The 19,853-nt window shown below is 52.1% G+C and carries 14 protein-coding genes and 2 pseudogenes; 4 read left to right on the plus strand and 12 right to left on the minus strand.

The features are described 5' to 3' along the window. Positions 1–308: 308 nt before the first annotated feature. Both ACQKDS_RS18145 and ACQKDS_RS18150 read right to left on the minus strand, forming a co-directional pair. Positions 309–993 (minus strand): annotated as a pseudogene (locus tag ACQKDS_RS18145) (restriction endonuclease subunit S); the annotation flags it as partial. Then, a complete protein-coding gene (locus tag ACQKDS_RS18150; protein WP_399673466.1) occupies positions 993–3,314 on the minus strand; it encodes a type I restriction-modification system subunit M in 2,322 nt (773 codons plus the stop codon). The gene ACQKDS_RS18150 and the pseudogene ACQKDS_RS18145, both read right to left, overlap by 1 nt. A 701-nt stretch (positions 3,315–4,015) precedes the next feature. Here ACQKDS_RS18150 and zur point away from each other — a divergent pair. Next, positions 4,016–4,525, plus strand: a complete 510-nt coding sequence (zur, locus tag ACQKDS_RS18155) for a zinc uptake transcriptional repressor Zur (protein ID WP_399673464.1) — start codon at positions 4,016–4,018, stop codon at positions 4,523–4,525. Positions 4,526–4,592: 67 nt separating this feature from the next. Here the strand turns inward: zur and ACQKDS_RS18160 are convergent, their stop codons facing one another. From ACQKDS_RS18160 to ACQKDS_RS18175, 4 genes are all read right to left on the minus strand, one after another. After that, entirely contained in the window at positions 4,593–4,802 is a 210-nt protein-coding gene (locus ACQKDS_RS18160) for a CsbD family protein (RefSeq protein WP_399673462.1), read from the minus strand. Positions 4,803–5,183: 381 nt separating this feature from the next. After that, positions 5,184–6,530: an MATE family efflux transporter DinF gene (gene dinF / locus ACQKDS_RS18165; protein WP_399673459.1), complete on the minus strand. Its 1,347-nt coding sequence runs from the start codon at positions 6,528–6,530 to the stop codon at positions 5,184–5,186. Positions 6,531–6,672: 142 nt separating this feature from the next. Beyond that, positions 6,673–7,281, minus strand: a complete 609-nt coding sequence (gene lexA / locus ACQKDS_RS18170) for a transcriptional repressor LexA (RefSeq protein ID WP_004957863.1) — start codon at positions 7,279–7,281, stop codon at positions 6,673–6,675. Between the two features lie 122 nt (positions 7,282–7,403). Then, positions 7,404–7,772 carry a diacylglycerol kinase gene (locus tag ACQKDS_RS18175; RefSeq protein WP_399673457.1) on the minus strand — a complete coding sequence of 123 codons (369 nt, stop codon included), beginning with the start codon at positions 7,770–7,772 and terminating at the stop codon, positions 7,404–7,406. Positions 7,773–7,900: 128 nt separating this feature from the next. On the opposite strand from ACQKDS_RS18175, the gene plsB reads away from it, so the two are divergent. Continuing rightward, on the plus strand, positions 7,901–10,372 hold the full coding sequence (gene plsB / locus ACQKDS_RS18180) for a glycerol-3-phosphate 1-O-acyltransferase PlsB (RefSeq protein ID WP_399673455.1): 2,472 nt from the start codon (positions 7,901–7,903) through the stop codon (positions 10,370–10,372). 234 nt (positions 10,373–10,606) lie between these two features. Here plsB and ubiA read toward each other — a convergent pair whose 3' ends face one another. From ubiA to ACQKDS_RS18210, 6 genes are all read right to left on the minus strand, one after another. Then, the gene (ubiA, locus tag ACQKDS_RS18185; RefSeq protein ID WP_399673453.1) at positions 10,607–11,473 is read right to left on the minus strand and encodes a 4-hydroxybenzoate octaprenyltransferase; all 867 of its coding nucleotides are present in this window, start codon (positions 11,471–11,473) and stop codon (positions 10,607–10,609) included. A 16-nt stretch (positions 11,474–11,489) separates the two neighbouring features. Next, on the minus strand, positions 11,490–12,014 hold the full coding sequence (gene ubiC / locus ACQKDS_RS18190; RefSeq protein ID WP_399673451.1) for a chorismate lyase: 525 nt from the start codon (positions 12,012–12,014) through the stop codon (positions 11,490–11,492). A 258-nt stretch (positions 12,015–12,272) separates the two neighbouring features. Next, positions 12,273–13,166, minus strand: a complete 894-nt coding sequence (gene malM, locus ACQKDS_RS18195; RefSeq protein WP_399673449.1) for a maltose operon protein MalM — start codon at positions 13,164–13,166, stop codon at positions 12,273–12,275. Positions 13,167–13,265: 99 nt separating this feature from the next. Then, on the minus strand, positions 13,266–14,558 hold the full coding sequence (locus ACQKDS_RS18200; RefSeq protein WP_399673467.1) for a maltoporin: 1,293 nt from the start codon (positions 14,556–14,558) through the stop codon (positions 13,266–13,268). 32 nt (positions 14,559–14,590) lie between these two features. After that, positions 14,591–15,700 (minus strand): maltose/maltodextrin ABC transporter ATP-binding protein MalK, encoded by a 1,110-nt coding sequence (malK, locus tag ACQKDS_RS18205; RefSeq protein ID WP_399673447.1) that lies wholly within the window; start codon positions 15,698–15,700, stop codon positions 14,591–14,593. Continuing rightward, positions 15,693–16,661, minus strand: a complete 969-nt coding sequence (locus ACQKDS_RS18210; protein WP_399673445.1) for an alpha-amylase family glycosyl hydrolase — start codon at positions 16,659–16,661, stop codon at positions 15,693–15,695. The genes malK and ACQKDS_RS18210 overlap by 8 nt, the downstream gene beginning before the upstream one ends. A 351-nt stretch (positions 16,662–17,012) precedes the next feature. Here ACQKDS_RS18210 and malE point away from each other — a divergent pair, with 351 nt between their 5' ends. Both malE and malF read left to right on the plus strand, forming a co-directional pair. After that, the gene (gene malE, locus ACQKDS_RS18215; RefSeq protein WP_399673443.1) at positions 17,013–18,209 is read left to right on the plus strand and encodes a maltose/maltodextrin ABC transporter substrate-binding protein MalE; all 1,197 of its coding nucleotides are present in this window, start codon (positions 17,013–17,015) and stop codon (positions 18,207–18,209) included. A 63-nt stretch (positions 18,210–18,272) separates the two neighbouring features. Then, positions 18,273–19,850: pseudogene (gene malF / locus ACQKDS_RS18220) on the plus strand (maltose ABC transporter permease MalF). The last annotated feature ends 3 nt before the right edge of the window (positions 19,851–19,853 follow it).

Here is a 19,853-nt window from a genome sequence, read left to right on the forward strand (position 1 = left end):
GCGTCTGTTACGTCCGGTCATAATGTCACCTGTTTTGACTGTGAGGTGATGATACCACCTCTATTCAGGTGGCCAAATTCAGTGTGCCACTACAACTTCACCTGTAGGTGCCTCTCGAGTGAAGAGTATTGATCCTGACGGTGGCACTCCTCTCTGAGTCCAAATGTCGAAGTTTTTCTTATCTGTGTATAACGCGCCGTTGAAGTTTAGTTTCTGCTTTTTCACGTTTGTCGTTCGAACAACAAAGTATTCGCCATGCTCAAAATACTCTGGTGTTTTGTTTCGACAATCGACAACTTCACATTCAAACTTAAGGCGAGATACACCCCAATGCTCTGGCACTTTACCTAACCATTCCACACCTGAATCTTTCATGGGTGCTTGAGGGTTCAATCCTTTGGTCACCGCATGGCTGATCACTGCTTGGCGCTTTTCTTTTAGCAGCTTAATCAATTGCTGCTGCTTTTCTATCAAAGTGTCAATCTTGGCGGTTTCGTGCTCGAGGAAGTTGGCGACTTGGGTTTGTTCATCTCGAGAAGGCAAGCAAAACTGCATTGACTTCCAGTTCTCAAAATTGAAACTTTCGATTGACACTCCATACCCTTTTAAGTTTCGAGCAGACTCTCCAAGACAATAGAATAAATAGTCTCTATCGAGTTCATCAATCAATTTAATTCTTTGAACCACATTAGAGTAAATCGCGTTTGCTATAGGCTTATGAACATAAGGGGTGCCATTTCTTGTCAATAGCAAATCTCTTTCAGATGTTCGCTTGTGGTCTGGAAATTGGTCAAAATCTGATTGCATAGGAGTTCTATTGCAAGTGTAAAGAATTTCAATTCCATCGCCCCAATAAGTTTTATCGATAACCTCTCCAGCATTCGCTCTACTAAATGTATAGGCTAGTTTTTTGACTTGCCAAGTAAGTGGGATTTCACCTAATGATTCCAGTCCAGAGTCCTTATACTCTGAATACGCCTGATACCTTCCCATTACGAACGCACCTCTTGCAGTAGCTTCATAATATCGGCACTGACCACATCCAAATCGGCATCAATTGCTTCCAGCGCACGCGGCGGTTGATAAACATAGAAATGGCGGTTGAACGGGATTTCATAGCCCACCACACCAATCTCATTGTCTTGGTCATCGCGCTTGTCTGCGTTGATCCACGCATCGGCAACGTGTGGCTGCACTTCACGCTTAAAGTAGCTTTCGATCAGGGTTGATGTGCTAACGCTTGGATCAAGTGGCACATTTTCGTTATCGCGCAGATCGCCATCTTGTTGGAACTCAACAACCTTACCTTGGTAATCGAACGCCCCGTATAGCGGCTGTGCCGCTTCTTTTAGCACTTTTTTGATCACAGGTTCGGCGTCTTGGTTCTTCCACGTTATCGCATCAGTAAACTGTTTCTTCTGCCTGGCGTCGAACTTAATGCCAGTGGCCTTGAACGCGCCTTTCAGCGTCAGTTCAAACTGGTTGAAGTCATCGGATTGCTGTGCCTTTCCGCCAAGTTTGTCACCAACCGCCACTTGCAGGGCTTTGGCATCATCCATCAGGGCTTTCTGGCTGAGCCACAGTTTGCTGCCCAGCACGTCTTTGATTTGCTTTTCTTTCAGCTCTGGGAAGTCGGCTTTCAGCAGAACACGCACTTCTTTTTCCACCTCAGTGAGTGCGCCGTACGTGTCTTCGGTCCACTGTGTGCCAAACTGCTCGAAAATTGCCTGCATGACGGCATCAAATGGCTTAGGTGCAAAGCGCAGTGATGCCACCGCCGCATCGGTAATTTGCGCAGACAGGCGCAACGGGCGCTCAATCGTCAGGCGACGGTAGCCAAACTGATAAGTATCAAAAATCTTGCTGGCAAAGTGCTTCTTGTTGTCCGTCACACCATCTTTGGTCAAGGTGTCAATTTCTTCAAAGTCACCAAAGTTTTTCGTGATGGTGCGAATTTCTTCATCCGTTAAATAGTGACGCTTAGAGCCTAATGACTTACGCATTTTCGTACTTAAGTTAGCGCCATTAATCAATTGCACCTTGCCTTTACGTGCAGGGGCTTTTTTATTGCTCAGTACCCAAACATAGGTCGCAATGCCTGTGTTGTAGAACATGTCAGTTGGCAGCGCGACAATCGCTTCAAGCAGGTCAGCTTCTAACACGTAGCGACGAATCTCACTTTCACCGCTACCCGCACCGCCTGTGAACAACGGTGAGCCGTTAAGAATGATGCCGATACGACCACCATCGGTAACGTGGTTATCGATGTTCTTCTTGTCGCGCATCTTGCTGATAAGGTGCATTAAGAACAGCAGCGAACCATCAGACACACGCGGCAAGCCTGCGCCGAAGCGCCCATCAAAACCTTTTTGCTCATGCTCGTCTTTAATTTCGCCCTCAATCTTTTTCCAATCCACCCCGAACGGCGGGTTAGACAGCATGTAGTCAAACTTGTCGGCAGGTAGCTGGTCATTCGATAGCGTGTTACCGAGTTTGATACGGCTAACAGCTTGTCCTTTGATCAGCATATCTGCCTTACAGATAGCGTAGGACTCTGGGTTTAGCTCCTGACCAAACGCACGCATCACCGCTTTCGGGTTGAGTTCGTGTACGTACTCCATGCCAGATGAGAGGAAGCCGCCAGTACCCGCTGTGGGGTCGTAAATGGTGCGGATAATGCCTTCTTTGGTTAGGGCTTCATCGTCTTCCATAAATACCAACGAGGTGGTCAGGCGCACGATGTCACGCGGGGTAAAGTGTTCACCTGCGGTTTCATTCGAGCTTTCCGCAAAGCGGCGGATTAACTCTTCAAACACCAAGCCCATATCGTGGTTAGAAATGCTGTTTGGGCTAAGGTCGGTGGTGGCGAACTTCTTCACCACTTTGTAAAGCAGATTGGCATCTTCCAGCAGACCGACAAATTCATCGAACTTGAAGTGCTCGAAGATTTCACGCGCATCTTTGGAGAATGACTGTATGTACTTTTCTAGGTTCGCCTTGATGCTGCTTTGCCCCATCTTGCCAAGGTTCATTGGCGAAGTATTGAAGAAAGCCAAGCCATCTGGCTGTGCTGGTGATTGCGTTGCACGCAGCAAGAATTTTTCCTGCGCCTCTTCTGGCAGATTCATCGCTTTTATGCGTTCATACTCGGCAACTACCGCATCTTTGCTTGGCTCAAGCACACACTCAAGGCGACGAAGTAGAGTAAACGGCAGGATCACACGGCCATACTGGGATTGTTTGAAGTCACCGCGCAGCAGATCAGCGACTGACCAAATGAAGGCAGCGGTTTGAGAAAAGTTGTTGTTGGTCATTAAAAATGCCCCAAAGCGTTTAATACGAAATTGGGGGCATTATACGTAAGAGAAAAGCTAAAGTCCGACGGCTAAGTCATTAAACATGCTGACCTGCTCCCCGTTGATTAACATTTTCCTTATGGTTTACCCACATTTCATTCAATAGCCAAATCGAAAAATCATTGTTGCATTGTCCAATTTCAAGCTAGACATTCAACTAACTGAAAATGAATAGAGTAATTGCCTTAACTGCTCAGAGGGGATAGCGCTGGAAAGTGAGACGATGTGTGACAAAGACTAGAATCCTTGTCGCAGAGAGATTAGAGTCAATTTCGAGGGGTTGATGCTACTGAACTAACGAGGAATGTCCCTCACTTCACCCAGTATTCATAACTAATTGCTTTTAAAATCATTTATTAGAAACAATTCCTATCGAGCATCGGCGCAACAGAAAAGCGGCTGGCATTATACGGCCGCGCTGCTGCGGTTTGGTCAGCAAGTAAGGAGGTTTCAGTTTTCAGCGAGTCTGTCATTACGGCTTCTATTTAAAATCTGGCGGTAAAAAAGTAATCGTTGATTATAACGTAAACTCCCACCGAGACGAAATCACCGTGCGCTGTGGTGCCAAAAGTGTCATTAGTGGCAGAAAATAGCTCAACTCTCGGCGATTTGACGGATACATGTTAAAATCGCTTTTTTACGTACCGGGAAAGTAAGCCATGAACCCAACCAACCAGGAAAAGCTGCTCGCGCAGGCAGAACGACTCTGTCAGCAACGCAATGTGCGCCTGACGCCACAACGGCTGGAAGTGTTACGCCTGATGGCTCAACAGCCCGGTGCGATTAGCGCTTACGATCTGCTGGATCTGTTACGCGTCAGCGAACCGCAGGCCAAGCCACCCACCGTCTACCGCGCGTTGGATTTCCTGCTGGAACAAGGGTTTATTCACCGCGTTGAGTCGGCCAACAGCTATGTACTGTGCCACCATTTTGAACAGCCCATGCACACTTCGGCGTTATTTATCTGCGATCGCTGTGGTCAGGTTACGGAACGCACCACGGAAGGTGTAGAGGAAACGCTGCAAAAGCTGGCAAAAGACTCGGGGTTTGCGCTGCGTCACAGCGTGGTTGAAGCGCATGGCCTGTGTTCCGGCTGCGTTGAGGTGGAAGCCTGTGACAGTAAACACGATTGCGATCACGACCACAGCATTGTGATTAAAAAGAAATAACATTACTCAGGCACCTCCTTGTACCTGACAAACTTAGGCGGAGCAGAGTGGCATCCACCCTATCGCGCTACCAGCGATAGTGGTTGTGGTTTTCCCAAGATTTGACCTCTTCCTCGGCCGCTTCCTTCTGGTAGCCATAGCGTTCTTGGATTTTACCCACAAGCTGTTCACGTTTCCCTTCGATAACCGTCAAATCGTCATCGGTCAGCTTGCCCCACTTTTCCTTCACTTTACCTTTAAACTGCTTCCAGTTACCGTCGGCTTGATCTTTATTCATAACCTCTCCGTTACTTGTGGTGAGTCAGTTTTATACCCGTCATACTTCAAGTTGCATGTGTGTGGGCTTCACTCATTCACCCGAATCACTTACCAGAGTAAGCTCATCGGGATTTATTTCCTTGCCACCTTCCTGCAACGCGAATTATTTAGGGTATAGGTAAATCAGGCTGGGCTTTAGGTCGATAAAATATCGAGGTCGATTAAACCTCATCCTAAAAGATTAATCATCAGCTCAATCTGCCAGCCACATCAATAATTATAGTCGGTAATAGTGATTAGGCAGGTAAAAACCAGCAGGATAATTCTTAAAACAACAAAAACACCGACACAACAACAAATAGCGCTAGCTCAGCCACGCTCTTTTGCCATGACAACAGATTTATTCAACCTTGGAACGTGCAAACCAACTGCCCTGTACGTTATGCCGATGCCAAATCCACCCCAGAGACAGTCCACGCAAGCTCAGGAATACCGCCAGCGCTAACCATAATCCGTGGTTACCTAACCACGGAACGGTAAACAGCGTCAGGCCATATCCTGCGGCGGCAACCGCCATGCTGTTGCGCATTTCGGCCCCCCGCGTGGCGCCGATAAACATGCCATCTAACAGATAACACCAGACACCCACCACCGGTAGCACCACCTGCCACGGCAGATAGTGGTTCGCCAAGCTGCGTAATTCGGTTAACGAGGTCAATGCAGCAACGATGTGCTGCCCAGCGAAAGCGTAAACCAAGGCAAATCCCAACGCCACCAGGCAGGCTTGCCGACACGCAGCATGCCAAACGCGCTTTAACTGGCGATCGTCACGCGCCCCATAGGCATGCCCCGAATGCGCCTCAACCGCATAAGCAAACCCATCTAATGCGTAAGCGGTAAAGGTCAGCAGATTCATCAGCACCGCATTCACCGCCACCACTTCGCTACCTAACCGCGCCGCAAAAATGGTCAGTGAGGCAAAGCACAGTTGCAGCAACAGCGAACGCAGCATAATGTCGCGATTAAGCGCCAGCAAACGGCGTAAATTGCCGCGCCAAGCGTCACGCAGCGTCGTGAGCGAAATACCGCGCATCCGCATCACCCGATAGCTGAGCCCTAAACCAAGCAACAGCGTCGCGTATTCAGCAATGGCGGTGGCCGTCGCCGCCCCCTGCACGTTCCAGCCCAATCCCATCACCAGCCAGATATCCAACACAATATTCAGCAGGTTACCGACAATTAATAAAATCACCGGCGCACGAACGTATTGCACTCCCAATAGCCAGCCGAGCAACACCATGTTCGCCAGAGCAGCGGGGGCACTTAACCAACGAATCTCAAGGAATAAACGCGCCTGCACCTGTACGTCGGGATCGCCACCGACAATGCGCAATGCTAGGTCAATCAACGGATGTCGCAACAGCACAATGGCGAAACCCGCCAACAGCGCCAGCATCAATGGCTGCATGAAGGCACGCGCTAACGCCTGCGGGTTTTTAGCCCCCAGAGCCTGCGCGGCCAGCCCGGTGGTGCTCATGCGTAAAAACAGTAACAACATGAACAAAAAACTGGTCGCCATCGCCCCTACCGCCACGCCGCCCAGATAGTTCGGGCTATCGAGGTGGCCAATCACCGCCGTATCGACCAGCCCTAATAATGGTACGGTGATGTTGGAAAAGATCATCGGCAACGCCAAACGCCATAAGGCTTTATCGGTATCGCTGGTGAAGGTGGCAAGCAGGCGCATAATCTGACAGATTCCGTCCAGACCCTTATCTTTCAAGCTTCAGGTATGTTGGCTGCGCCTTGAAATAAGAGGGTTATAATTTCGATGTAGAAATGACATCGCCCCAGACAATGCTGAGGCGATTAAACGCGGGGGCTACGGTTTAGATCCAGTCGCCGTTGCGTATCACGCCGACGGCCAGACCTTCAATCGTGAAGTTTTGCTGACGCAAATCGACCACAATCGGCTGGAACTCGCTATTTTCTGGCAGTAACTCAACCACGTTCCCGTGCTTTTTCAGACGCTTGACGGTCACTTCGTCTTCGATACGCGCCACCACGACCTGCCCATTACGCACGTCTTGGGTCTTATGCACCGCCAGCAGATCGCCGTCCAGAATGCCGATGTCGCGCATTGACATACCGTTAACCCGCAGCAGGAAATCTGCATTCGGTTTGAACAAGGAAGGATCGACCTTGTAATGGCCTTCAATGTGTTGCTGTGCCAATAACGGTTCACCGGCAGCGACACGGCCAATCAACGGTAAACCGTCTTCGTCTTCCATCAACAGACGGATCCCACGTGAAGCACCGGACACGATCTCGATCACGCCTTTGCGCGCCAGCGCTTTAAGATGTTCTTCAGCAGCATTTGGCGAGCGGAACCCCAGACGCAGTGCGATCTCAGCACGCGTTGGCGGCATGCCCGTCTGCGAAATATGATCGCGAATCAGATCATAGACCTCTTGCTGTCTGGTTGTTAATGCTTTCATTCCGCCCCCTGTTTGTTTATACAGTCTTGCTGTGAGTATATACAGGTGAACACAGATTGGGAACCGGAGAATGAATAAAAATCAGGGATTAGCGTAGCGCTTCGCAACATTAATGCCAGGCATTATGCAAGGTGCTGCCACACGACGCTCACCCACACGAACAGTGCCAGTACGATAGTCAGTGACACCGCCGCCGAGCCCATATCCTTGGCACGGCCTGAAAGCTCATGGTGCTCAGTGCCAACGCGATCGACGACCGCTTCAATCGCACTATTGAGCACTTCCACAATCATCACCAACACCACCGAACCAATCAATAAAATCCGCGCGATCGCCCCCACATCCAGCCACGCCGCCAGTAGGATTGCCAATACCGCCGCCACCAGTTCTTGGCGGAACGCCGCTTCATGTTGCCAGGCGGCGGTTAAACCTTTATATGAATAGCCAAACGCTTTGATAATGCGGGTCAAACCGGTTGCTTGATTTGCCATGTTGCACGGAGCCTTTTATAAGTGATGAGTCATCATTTTAACCGCTCTGGTTTTTTTAACACCACAGATCTGTTTCGCGGTTTCTGGTATGCTTGCGGCGCATTGCTAACAAGAGGCTTCACGTTGTTATGTCAGGTTGGCGTAAAATTTACTATAAACTATTGAATTTACCATTAAAATTATTGGTAAGAAGTAAGGTTATCCCGTCAGATCCGGTCACGGAATTAGGGTTAGATCCCTCACGTCCGATTCTGTACGTTTTACCTTATAACTCCAAGGCAGACTTACTGACGCTGCGCACTCAGTGCCTGGCGCAGGATCTGCCCGATCCCCTTATTCCGCTGGAGATCGACGGCGCCGTGCTGCCAAGCTACGTGTTTATTCACGATGGCCCACGCGTATTCCGTTACTACACGCCGAAACAAGAGTCGGTAAAGCTGTTCCACGATTATTTGGATCTGCACCGTAATAATTCCGATCTCGATATCCAGATGCTGCCAGTTTCGGTGATGTTCGGCCGTTCGCCGGGCCGCGAAGGCCATGGTACGCCGCATCTGCGCCTGCTCAACGGCGTACAGAAGTTCTTCGCCGTGCTGTGGCTAGGGCGCGACAGTTTCGTTCGCTTCTCCAATACCGTTTCTCTGCGCCACATGGCGACCGAGCACGGCACCGATAAAATTATCGCGCAGAAGCTGGCGCGCGTGGCGCGAATGCACTTTTCTCGCCAGCGTCTGGCAGCAGTTGGCCCGAGCTTGCCGGCACGGCAGGACTTGTTCAACAAGCTACTGGCGTCTAAAGCGATTGAAAAAGCGGTAGAAGATGAAGCGCGCAGCAAAAAGATTTCCCACGAAAAAGCGCAGCAAAATGCCATCGCACTGATGGAAGAGATCGCCGCGGACTTCTCTTACGAGACAGTCCGATTGTCGGATCGTGTCTTGAGCTGGACGTGGAACCGGTTGTATCAGGGGCTAAACGTCACGAATGCAGAACGTGTGCGCCAGTTGGCGCAGGACGGCCATGAAATCGTCTATGTGCCCTGCCACCGTAGCCACATGGATTATCTGTTGCTGTCTTACGTGCTGTATCATCAGGGATTGGTGCCACCGCATATTGCGGCTGGCATTAACCTCAATTTCTGGCCAGCAGGGCCGATCTTCCGCCGTTTAGGCGCGTTCTTCATTCGCCGTACCTTCAAAGGCAACAAACTTTATTCCACCGTCTTTCGCGAATACCTTGGCGAGTTGTTCACGCGCGGCTACTCGGTGGAATACTTCGTTGAAGGTGGCCGTTCGCGTACCGGGCGTTTGCTGGAGCCGAAAACCGGCACCTTGTCGATGACCATTCAAGCTATGCTCCGCGGCGGCAGCCGTCCTATCACGCTGGTGCCGATTTACATCGGTTACGAACATGTGATGGAAGTGGGTACCTATGCCAAAGAGCTGCGCGGTGCAACCAAAGAGAAAGAGAGCCTGTTGCAGATGCTGCGCGGCCTGCGCAAATTGCGCAATTTAGGCCAGGGCTATGTCAACTTTGGCGATCCGCTGCCGCTGACCTCCTACCTGAATCAGCACGTACCGCAGTGGCGCGACGCAATCGACCCGATCGAAGCACAGCGCCCAAGCTGGCTGACGCCGACGGTGAACGACCTCGCAGGTAAAATCATGGTGCGCATCAATAATGCCGCGGCGGCCAACGCCATGAACCTGTGCTCCACCGCGTTGCTAGCCTCGCGCCAACGTTCGCTCACCCGTGAGCAACTGATTGAACAGCTAGACTGCTACCTGCAACTGTTGCGCAACGTGCCTTACGCTGACGATGTCACCGTACCAAACCAAACGCCTGAAGCGTTGCTGGATCACGCGCTCAACATGAACAAGTTTGAGGTGGAGAAAGATAACATCGGCGACATCATCATTCTGCCGCGCGAACAGGCGGTGCTGATGACGTATTACCGTAACAATATCCATCACCTGTTGGTATTGCCATCGTTGATTGCCACCATCGTTATGCATCACCGCCGCGTCTCGCGCGATGAACTGCTGCGCCAAATCAGTCTGATTTATCCCATGCTGAAAGCCGAACTGTTCCTGCATTACGATAAAGAGCTGTTGCCCGACGTGCTACAAACGTTGATTGACGAGCTGGCTCGCCAGCAGTTGATCTGCAATGAAGGTGATGAACTGGTGCTTAACTCGGCGCGTATTCGTCCGCTGCAATTGCTCGCAGCCGGGGTACGTGAAACCCTGCAACGCTACGCGATCACGCTCTCAATTCTCAGCGCGAATCCAAGCATCAATCGCGGTGCGCTGGAGAAAGAAAGCCGTATTATGGCGCAGCGTCTGTCGGTGCTACACGGCATCAACGCGCCAGAATTCTTCGACAAGGCGGTGTTCTCTACCCTGGTAGCGACGCTGCGTGAAGAGGGCTATATCAATGATATCGGTGATGCGATCCGCGAGCATACGTTGCAGGTCTACACCATGCTGAGCGATTTGATTACACCAGAAATCAAACTGACGATCGAAAGCGTGAGTTTACCGGCAGAAAGCGAAGTTCCGCCTGTGGCGGCAACAACAGCGGATAGCAAAGAAGAAGCTTAATCGGCAATCTGTAACAAGGTTAACGGGCGCGGCATGCCACGCCCCTACGGATACATCGACAACGCCGCCGCCTTCATGACCTAGGATCGCCGGCATGCCGCGCCCCCTACCGTAGTGGCCGGGCATGCCCGGCCAGCCTTTACAAATGTGTTGTGGTGCACAAATAACTACCGAAATCGCTCACATCTCTGACAATATAGCGCTAACTCACTTGGGCTTTTTTAACCCCCTACATCAGAGATAGCTCAATACAATCCCGATGAACACCACCAACCCAACGTAATTATTGTGCAAGAAAGCGCGGAAACAAGCATCACGCTCACGGGTAGCAATCTGTTGTTGCTGATGAATAAACAATGCTCCGGCTAACAGCAGCGACCAATAAAATGCACCGCTCAACTGCATCAGATACCCCACCCACAACAGCAGCAAAATGGTGGCGAATTGCAACAGACCCACAATCAGCTTGTCGTAACGGCCAAACAGCACCGCCGTCGACTTCACGCCTATTTTTAGATCATCATCGCGGTCAACCATCGCATATAACGTGTCATAGGCTACCGTCCAACAAATATTAGCCAGCAGCAATAGCCAGCAACTCAGCGGCAAGGCCTCGCTAACCGCAGCATAAGCCATCGGGATACCCCAACCAAACGCCGCCCCCAATACCACCTGCGGCAGATTGCTAACCCGCTTCATAAACGGGTAGATCCAGGCCAATGCCAGCGCCGCCAGCGACAGCAAAATGGTCATGGTATTGAGCGTCAGCACCAGCGCAAACGACACCAGCACTAACACCACAAACAGAATTTTGGCTTCTTTCTCGCTGACGCGGCCGCTCGGCAATGGGCGTTGGGCAGTACGCTTTACATGGCCGTCAAAGCCACGATCGGCGAAATCATTCACCACACAACCGGCCGCACGCATCAGGAAAACCCCTAACACAAAGACCAGCAGAATCGATAACGGCGGTATGCCTTGCCCGGCCAACCATAACGCCCATAACGTCGGCCACAACAATAGCAGCGTACCGATAGGTTTATCGATGCGCATCAAATGGCAATAGGCCTGCCATTTACTTTGGCTCACGCTTCCTTCCAAGATATCTCCTCCCTCGTCATGCCGGTTCGGCGCGGTTCACCGTGTAAAGCGGCGATGCGGGTAAAAACAACTCGGTTAGCAACAGCGGTTTACCCGCCAGACGTAAGCGGGAGCGGCGCGCCCACAAATCATCTTGCTTACCAATATGAATATAATCGCGGGTCAACGCGCCGCTACTGAACAAATAGCGGCCCAGCGGCACCGTACCGAGATCGACCAACGCCTGGTCGGGGCCAGTTAGCGTTTCAAGCGGGATCACCGTTCGCCCCAGCAACCAAGGTTGATTATCCCCCAACAATACGATTTCACGCAGCCAATAGCGCGGGCTTTCCGGCAGATGTTCAGCTTCATCCCCTAACGCTGCGCGGTTGATAAAACATTCACGCTGCGGTTCAACATGAACCCGCTGACAATGACCTTCAAAACGCCGGGTCATCGAACCCAATTCCATTAACCAATCATTAACGGCGGCAGGAACTGATAAAAGTGGCTCAGTGAGCCATTCCAGCGGAGGCAAGATGGATTCGCTATGGCCAGACATTGTTCTACTCCATGCCCATCGCGCACCAAACGGATCGCAGCACGCTAGGCAATACAAACTGTTAACAGAGAGCCATTGTAACGCAGAAATCCGTCAGCGGCAGGGTGATTCGATGAGTAAACGTAGTGTGAGGTGCCCACTCAAACGAGGAAATACGGGCAGCAGCGTGGAAAACCGTGCTTTGATAAAGAACGCATCAACCAAAAAAGGTGCGCCAAGGCGCACCAATCATCGAGCCAGTATCGGCAACGTGGGGGATTACCCCTTGCCTTTCACGCTACTGATAAACGTTTCACGTGCTGTGGTGGATCCCAATTTTTCGGCTTCATTCATGAGCTTCAATGCCTTATCGATATCACCGGCTTTTACCGCTTGTTTGATGCCGTTGTTAAAGTAGCTTTCGGTATCGGTCAACATCGGTTCAGCAGGTTTAGTTGATGCAGACGCTGTAGCCGGGGCAGCCGCCCCCTCTACCACCGGCGCAGCGGCCGGTGCGGGTTGTAGCATACCGATCATGACATTGCCCGTGCCCTGTTCGGCGGAAATTTTCAGCTTCAACTGCCCGGTTGCCGCATGGCGAGCAACCGGATCAGGAATATCCGGCACCGCGTTGCCGACGCCGCGAGCATACGCCTTCGCCGGATTGGTCAACTGCGTTGTTTTAGTCAGGTCCTGTCGCGTGGTGTACACCAGCAGGTAGATTTGTTTCTGACCGAGCGCGGGCGTCAATTTCAGGGTGCCCTCCAACCGATCGGCGGACATTACCCCCGGCGGTTGATAGGTGAAGTAGCTGCTAGGATAATAGGCCGCCGGGCGCAGATGCTCATCCAACACCAATACACTGGGTGCAAAAAGAGCCTTGTCTTTGGCGAGGCTACTCAAGGTGATCTCCAGCGAGCCGCGATCGGCCGGCAAGGTATAGGCGGCTATCGCGCCCTGAATATCGCCCTGATTGATTTGCGCGCTGGCATTATTCAAACTCACGTCCAGACTAACCGGCGGCACTAACGGCTGCCACGGCAGGCTTTGCAACGTAGCAGCGCTGATGGCGGGCGCGACGGAGACGTTGGCCGGTGTATCAGCATGAGCCATTAACGGCATACCGACGGACAAAGCCAGTGACAGGCAGAGTGACAACAGATTCTTTTTCATTGTTATATCCCCATGCATTCCGGCAGCGGGCAGGCAAGCGCCACGCTGCCGGTAATCAGAGACGGGAAGACGCCAAGGCCTCTTCCCACCGTGCCGGTATTACCACCAGATTTCCATCTGTGCGCCGAAGGTGACTTCATCGTCATTACCGCGGCTGAAGGTATGGGTGCTGTTATCGCGGTAAGCCGTACCGGACGTGTATGCCGAGCCAGAGTCGTTATTGGCATAACCCCACTTCTCATCCCACTTGGCATAGGTCGCGAACAAGCGAATCGCCGGACGTGACCAGATACTGTCACCCGCCTGCCATTGTTGCGCCAGGGTCACTTTGTACTGACCGTTGCGGTCGCCTGTACGCTGGGATTTGACGTTGTCGTAACCGGCTTCCAGCAAGGTGCTCATAATTGGCGTCCATTTGTACATCGGGCGTACGCCCACGGTATACCATGTGCTGCCGTTGTTGTTATCGCGGTCGATGTCTTGATACATCGCCACATACATCATGGCCCACTTATCGTTAAAATCGATCGCACCGTGATCCAACACGCGGAGCATGTGGCCGTTGTTATCCACACTCGCCCCCTGATTGCGACCATTGTTCTGTGAGGTCATGGCATCAGAGGCGTATTGCACCACAAACTTGTTGTAACCATTGAGGATACTTTGGGTATGTTCTGCGGTAAGCATCCAACCGTCTTTCGACGCCCCCTCGGCCAAACGATAACCGTCCTGCACGTTGGCTCGGCCGTAATCGACACCAAACTCCAAGGTGCCACCAGGGTTGGTTTCCAGACCGGCCAAGCGCACGTCGAACACGTCATTGACGGTTGGACGCTCGTCCCATTCGTTAGACAGGTAACCGAAAGAACCGCCGGATTCGCCATTGCGCGTCACCGCCATCGACAGTTTGCCGAAGCCGAGATCAACGTTTTCCAGGCCGGCACCCGGGCCGGAGATATCCCAATAGTAGAAATCGATCATGTGAACATCATGACGCTGATAAAAACGCTTACCCGCCCAAAGTGTGGAGCCCGGTAACCATTCGATCAGGTTTTTACCCTGCACATTCACCTCACGAAAGCCCGGCTTGGTATCTTCCCAATCGGAACGTTGTGAAACCGAGTACGCCAGGTTGGTATCGAAATAGAAGCTCTTGTCGCCGTCTTTCCATACTTCCTGACCCAGTTTTAATTCCGCATAGGTTTCACATTCATTACCCAGACGATATTTGCTGCCGGCACCGGTCGCCTGGAAGCATTGCTGCTCGCCACCGCTGCCGGTCCAACCGATTCCGGAACGTGCGTAACCGTGGAAATCCACCGCCACCGCTGATGAAGAGAGCACACCGGCGGCGACAGCCAGTGCCAGAGGAAGTTTGCGCAGAGTAGTCATCATTATTCTCCTGTTATACAGACTGTGGTGCTTTAAACGCCCGGCTCTTGGTGCAGCCGTTGACATGCCGTACCGTCTTCACGGAACAAATGGCAACGATGCGGCGGCAAACCGATAGCGAATGTGGCACCTTCTTCTACCAGCACTACGTCGTTCTGGCGGTAAACCAGGTTTTGACGAATTGCCGGGATTTGGATATGGATTTGCGTCTCGTTGCCGAGTTGCTCCACCACCTGTACGTCACCTTCCAACGTCACTTCTGAGGCGTTGCTCGGCAGCAGATGTTCTGGGCGAATGCCCAACGACATGTTGGCGCCAGCCTGAACCCCGGCGCCCTCCACAGGCAGCCAGACCCGTTGACGGTTTGGCAATTCAACCTGAACCTGTTGCGCTTCTACGTCGGTCACTTTGACCGGCAGGAAATTCATTTTTGGCGAGCCGATAAATCCCGCGACAAAGCGGTTAGCCGGGTAGTGATACAACGCCAGCGGCTTGCCGACTTGCACCACGCGCCCGGCATCCAGCACGACTATCTTGTCAGCCAATGTCATGGCTTCTACCTGATCGTGGGTGACGTAAATCATGGTGCGCTGCAAGCGCTTATGCAGGCGAGAAATCTCAATACGCATCTGCACACGCAGCGCCGCATCAAGGTTAGACAGCGGTTCGTCGAGCAAAAACACGTCTGGCTCGGCCACCAGCGTGCGGCCAATCGCTACCCGCTGACGCTGGCCACCGGACAAGGCTTTTGGCCGCCGCTCCAATAGGTGTGCCAGTTGCAGAGTTTCTGAAACCTGATTAACCCGCGTTGCGATCTCCGCTTTTTTGGCACCGGCCAACTTGAGGCCAAACGACATGTTTTCGGCTACCGACAAGTGCGGGTACAGCGCGTAAGATTGGAATACCATGCCAATACCGCGCTCAGAGGGCGGTACATCATTCATACGTGTTTCGCCGATAAACAAATCGCCAGAGGTAATATCCTCCAACCCGGCGATCATACGCAGCAGCGTGGATTTTCCGCAGCCAGATGGCCCGACAAATACCACAAACTCGCCGTCGTCAATGGTCAGATTGACGTCCTTGGAAATCACAGCCTCGCCAAAGGCCTTATAAACGCTGCGCAGTGTGACGCTAGCCATGCGTTACTCCCCTGCTTTCGCAGTTAACATTCCTAGTGAAAATGGCGGAGGAAAAACCCGCCAAAACCCATTGATGACCCTCTTGGATTTGCGCCGTCTGCCATGCCAGCGGCAAGGTCGCCTCAGATGGCGCAGCCGACTGAGTATAAGGCTGCAAATTAATCAGCGCTTCAAGGCATTGATCCTGATGGGTAATAAGTAAACGAATGACGCCATTATCTTGGCTCACCTCACTCAGTTCGCCGCGTTGAATTACCGATAACTGGCGCAGCTCTAACAACGACTGGCAATAGCTCAAGGTGGAGTGATTTTCATGTTGTTGGCGGCTAATCGCCAGCGCGCGATGCTCAATGGCCACTTGCTGATACCAATGAATTTCCCCCGCCGTCACTTGTTCTGGCGCTTCGTGCCACGGCATCGGCGTTTGCGCGCCCTGCCGTTCGTGCAATGCCGCCGCGTGTGGCAGCCCTAACTCTTCACCTTGATACAGGCAGATCGGGGCCGGTAGCAGCGTTAATAACGTCAGAAACGCGTCTGCCGAACGTAAATCCCCCTGCCCCCAACGGCTCACCACGCGGGGTTGTTCTGCATCACCGGTACTCCACACGTTATCGGCCAACTGATGACGGTGTAGATTAAGCACTTCAACCAGCTTTTCGGCGCTAAACGGCACCACCTGTTGCGCCAGTGCGCTGTGGGTATACTGACGGTGACCATCGTGATAGAGATGACCTAGGTCATCGCTGTGCCACAGCGTCAACCCGCGCGTAGCGGCTGCGCTATCAACATGCGACAACCAATCTTGCGGCAAGACCAACCCATCGACCGAAAGCGCGTCCAGATACGGTAACGCCGCAAGCAGCCCTTCAACATCGCCCACGCCATCGCCATTTCCATCGCGGAAACTCTCCGGATGAATGCGGTAGAGCGTGGGGTGAGTAGCACTGCGCATTAATGACATAGGTGCGGTTTCCTGCTGCTTCTTGGCTGAAATCAATGCTGTCGATAGTGCGCGAACCACGGGAAACGGTAATCATCCGTCATGGTATTTTTCATGGGGGAGGAGATGGGAGGATGAGGAAACGACCCAATCGGCTAGACGTTCACTAGCAAAGACAAATCTGTGAGCTGGCTGGCAAAAATCGTCCGCCTTTTTTGTGTCTAAGGCCACAGAATAGGGCATAACGTTAGCTGGATCACACTACTCACCCCGAGGGCGTAGAGGGGGGGAGGATGAGCCGCAGCCGCTTTGTCACTCACTATAGCGACGAAATCACTCTCCTTACCGCAGTGCCCACAGAAGGATTGGACTATGACTCGCAGAATTACCCCTACCGCACGCACCCTGGCGCTGTCTGCATTGACGACGTTGGTGCTGTCCTCTTCCGCATTTGCCAAGATCGAAGAGGGCAAACTGGTTATCTGGATCAATGGCGATAAAGGCTATAACGGCCTGGCTGAAGTCGGCAAAAAATTCGAGCAAGATACCGGTATCAAAGTCACCGTTGAGCATCCAGACAAGTTAGAAGAGAAATATCCGCAGGTCGCCGCAACCGGTGACGGCCCGGACATTATTTTCTGGGCTCACGACCGCTTTGGCGGTTATGCACAATCTGGCCTACTTGCGGAAATCCACCCTTCTACCGCTTTCCAGGAAAAAATTTACCCGTTCACCTGGGATGCAGTGCGCTATGACGGCAAGCTGATCGGTTATCCGATCGCGGTTGAAGCGCTGTCGCTGATATACAACAAAGATCTGATCAAACAAGCGCCAAAAACCTGGGAGGAAATCCCGGTACTGGATAAAGAGCTGCGTGCCAAAGGCAAAAGCGCCATCATGTGGAACCTGCAAGAGCCCTACTTTACCTGGCCGATTGTTGCCGCCGACGGCGGTTATGCCTTCAAGTTTGAAAATGGTAAGTATGATGTTAAGAACGTCGGCGTCGCGAATGCCGGTTCTCAAGCTGGCTTGCAATTCATCGTCGATCTGGTGAAAAACAAGCACATTAACGCCGATACCGACTATTCCATTGCTGAAGCTGCGTTCAACAAAGGCCAGACCGCGATGACAATTAATGGTCCGTGGGCCTGGTCCAACATCGACAAGAGCAAAATCAATTACGGCGTCACGCTGCTGCCCAGCTTCAACGGCAAGCCGTCCAAAGCGTTTGTTGGCGTGTTGACCGCCGGCATTAACGCCGCGAGCCCCAATAAAGAACTGGCGACCGAATTTTTGGAAAACTACCTGCTGACCGATCAAGGGCTGACTGACGTTAACAACGATAAACCGTTGGGTGCCGTGGCACTGAAATCATTCCAGCAGCAGTTAGAGCAGGATCCGAAGATCGCCGCCACCATGCAGAATGCGCAGAATGGCGAAATCATGCCGAATATCCCACAGATGAGTGCCTTCTGGTATGCCATGCGCAGCGCGGTGATTAACGCCGTCAGTGGTCGTCAGACCGCACAAGCAGCGCTGGATGATGCGCAAACCCGCATCACCAAGTAATGCTAGCTATTCCCTCGCCTTTAATCGGGGAGGGAATTTATTAAGACATTGAAGGAACGCCCTATGCAATTAGCTCACGCCGGTTCGCCTGCGTGAAAAAAATCGAAGTGGTGGCAAAGTGAAGGAGTGAAATGGCTGTTTATCGGTCTGTTCAGTCTGATCACCTGTTATCTGATTGTATTGATGTATGCACAGGGTGAATATTTGTTCGCCATCATGACGCTGATTCTGATCAGCGGCGGGCTGTACGTTTTCGCAAACCGCCGTGCTTATGCCTGGCGCTATGTCTATCCCGGTATCGCGGGTATGGGGCTATTCGTCCTGTTCCCATTAATCTGCACCATTGCCATTGCCTTCACCAATTACAGCAGCACCAACCAACTGACGTTTGAACGCGCGCAGTCGGTGCTCATGCAGCGCCAGTTCCAGACCGGTAATACCTTTAGCTTCAGCATCTATCCGGCAGAGAAACAACAATGGCAATTGCAGCTGATTCATCCTGACAGCGGTGAGCTGCTGGTTTCCGAACCTTTCAGCTTTGACGACACCGCAGCAAAACAGGTGAAGTTAACGCCAGCCATCAGTGAACCGAATACTGAACGCGCCACGCTGCGCGCCATCACCCAAAACCGTCAGGCGCTAAGCCAGTTGATCGCCGTACTGCCCGACGGTAATGAATTGCGTATGAGTTCTCTGCGGCAGTTCTCCGGCACTCAACCGCTGTATACCCTCGCTGACGATGGAAAACGCCTGACGAATAACCAAACTCACATTCAGTATCTTCCCAATCAAGATAGGGGTTTTTACCAAGCGATCAACGCGGATGGCAGTTGGGCAAAAGAAACGCTTAGCCCAGGTTATACCGTCACCACCGGTTGGAAAAACTTCCTCCGTGTCTTCCAGGATGAAGGCATCAAAAAACCGTTTATCTCGATTTTTATCTGGACCATTGTGTTCTCCGTGATGACGGTGATTCTGACCGTTGCCGTGGGTATGGTACTGGCCTGTGTCGTACAGTGGGAGGCGTTGAAAGGCAAAGCCATTTACCGCGTATTGCTGATCCTGCCCTACGCCGTGCCGTCATTCATCTCGATATTGATTTTTAAAGGCCTGTTCAACCAGAGTTTTGGCGAGATCAACATGATGCTCAGCGCGCTGTTTGGCATCAAACCGGCTTGGTTCAGCGATCCGATAACGGCGAAAAGCATGATCCTGATCGTCAATACCTGGCTGGGTTATCCGTACATGATGATCCTGTGTATGGGGTTACTGAAAGCCATCCCTGACGATTTGTACGAGGCTTCGGCGATGGACGGTGCCAGCCCGATGCAAAACTTCTGCCGTATTACCTTCCCGTTGCTGATCAAACCGCTTACGCCGCTGATGATCGCCAGTTTTGCCTTTAACTTTAATAACTTTGTACTGATTCAGTTATTGACCAACGGGGGACCAGACATGATCGGCACCACGACGCCGGCGGGCTATACCGACCTGTTAGTTAGCTACACCTACCGTATTGCCTTCGAAGGCGGCGGTGGGCAAGACTTCGGTCTGGCCGCCGCTATCGCTACCCTGATCTTCTTGTTGGTGGGTGCGCTAGCGATTCTGAACCTTAAAGCCAGCAAGATGAACTTCGATTAGGGA

It is taken from the genome of Serratia sp. NPDC078593, assembly GCF_050268245.1.
Taxonomy (GTDB): Bacteria; Pseudomonadota; Gammaproteobacteria; order Enterobacterales; family Enterobacteriaceae; genus JBNNGK01.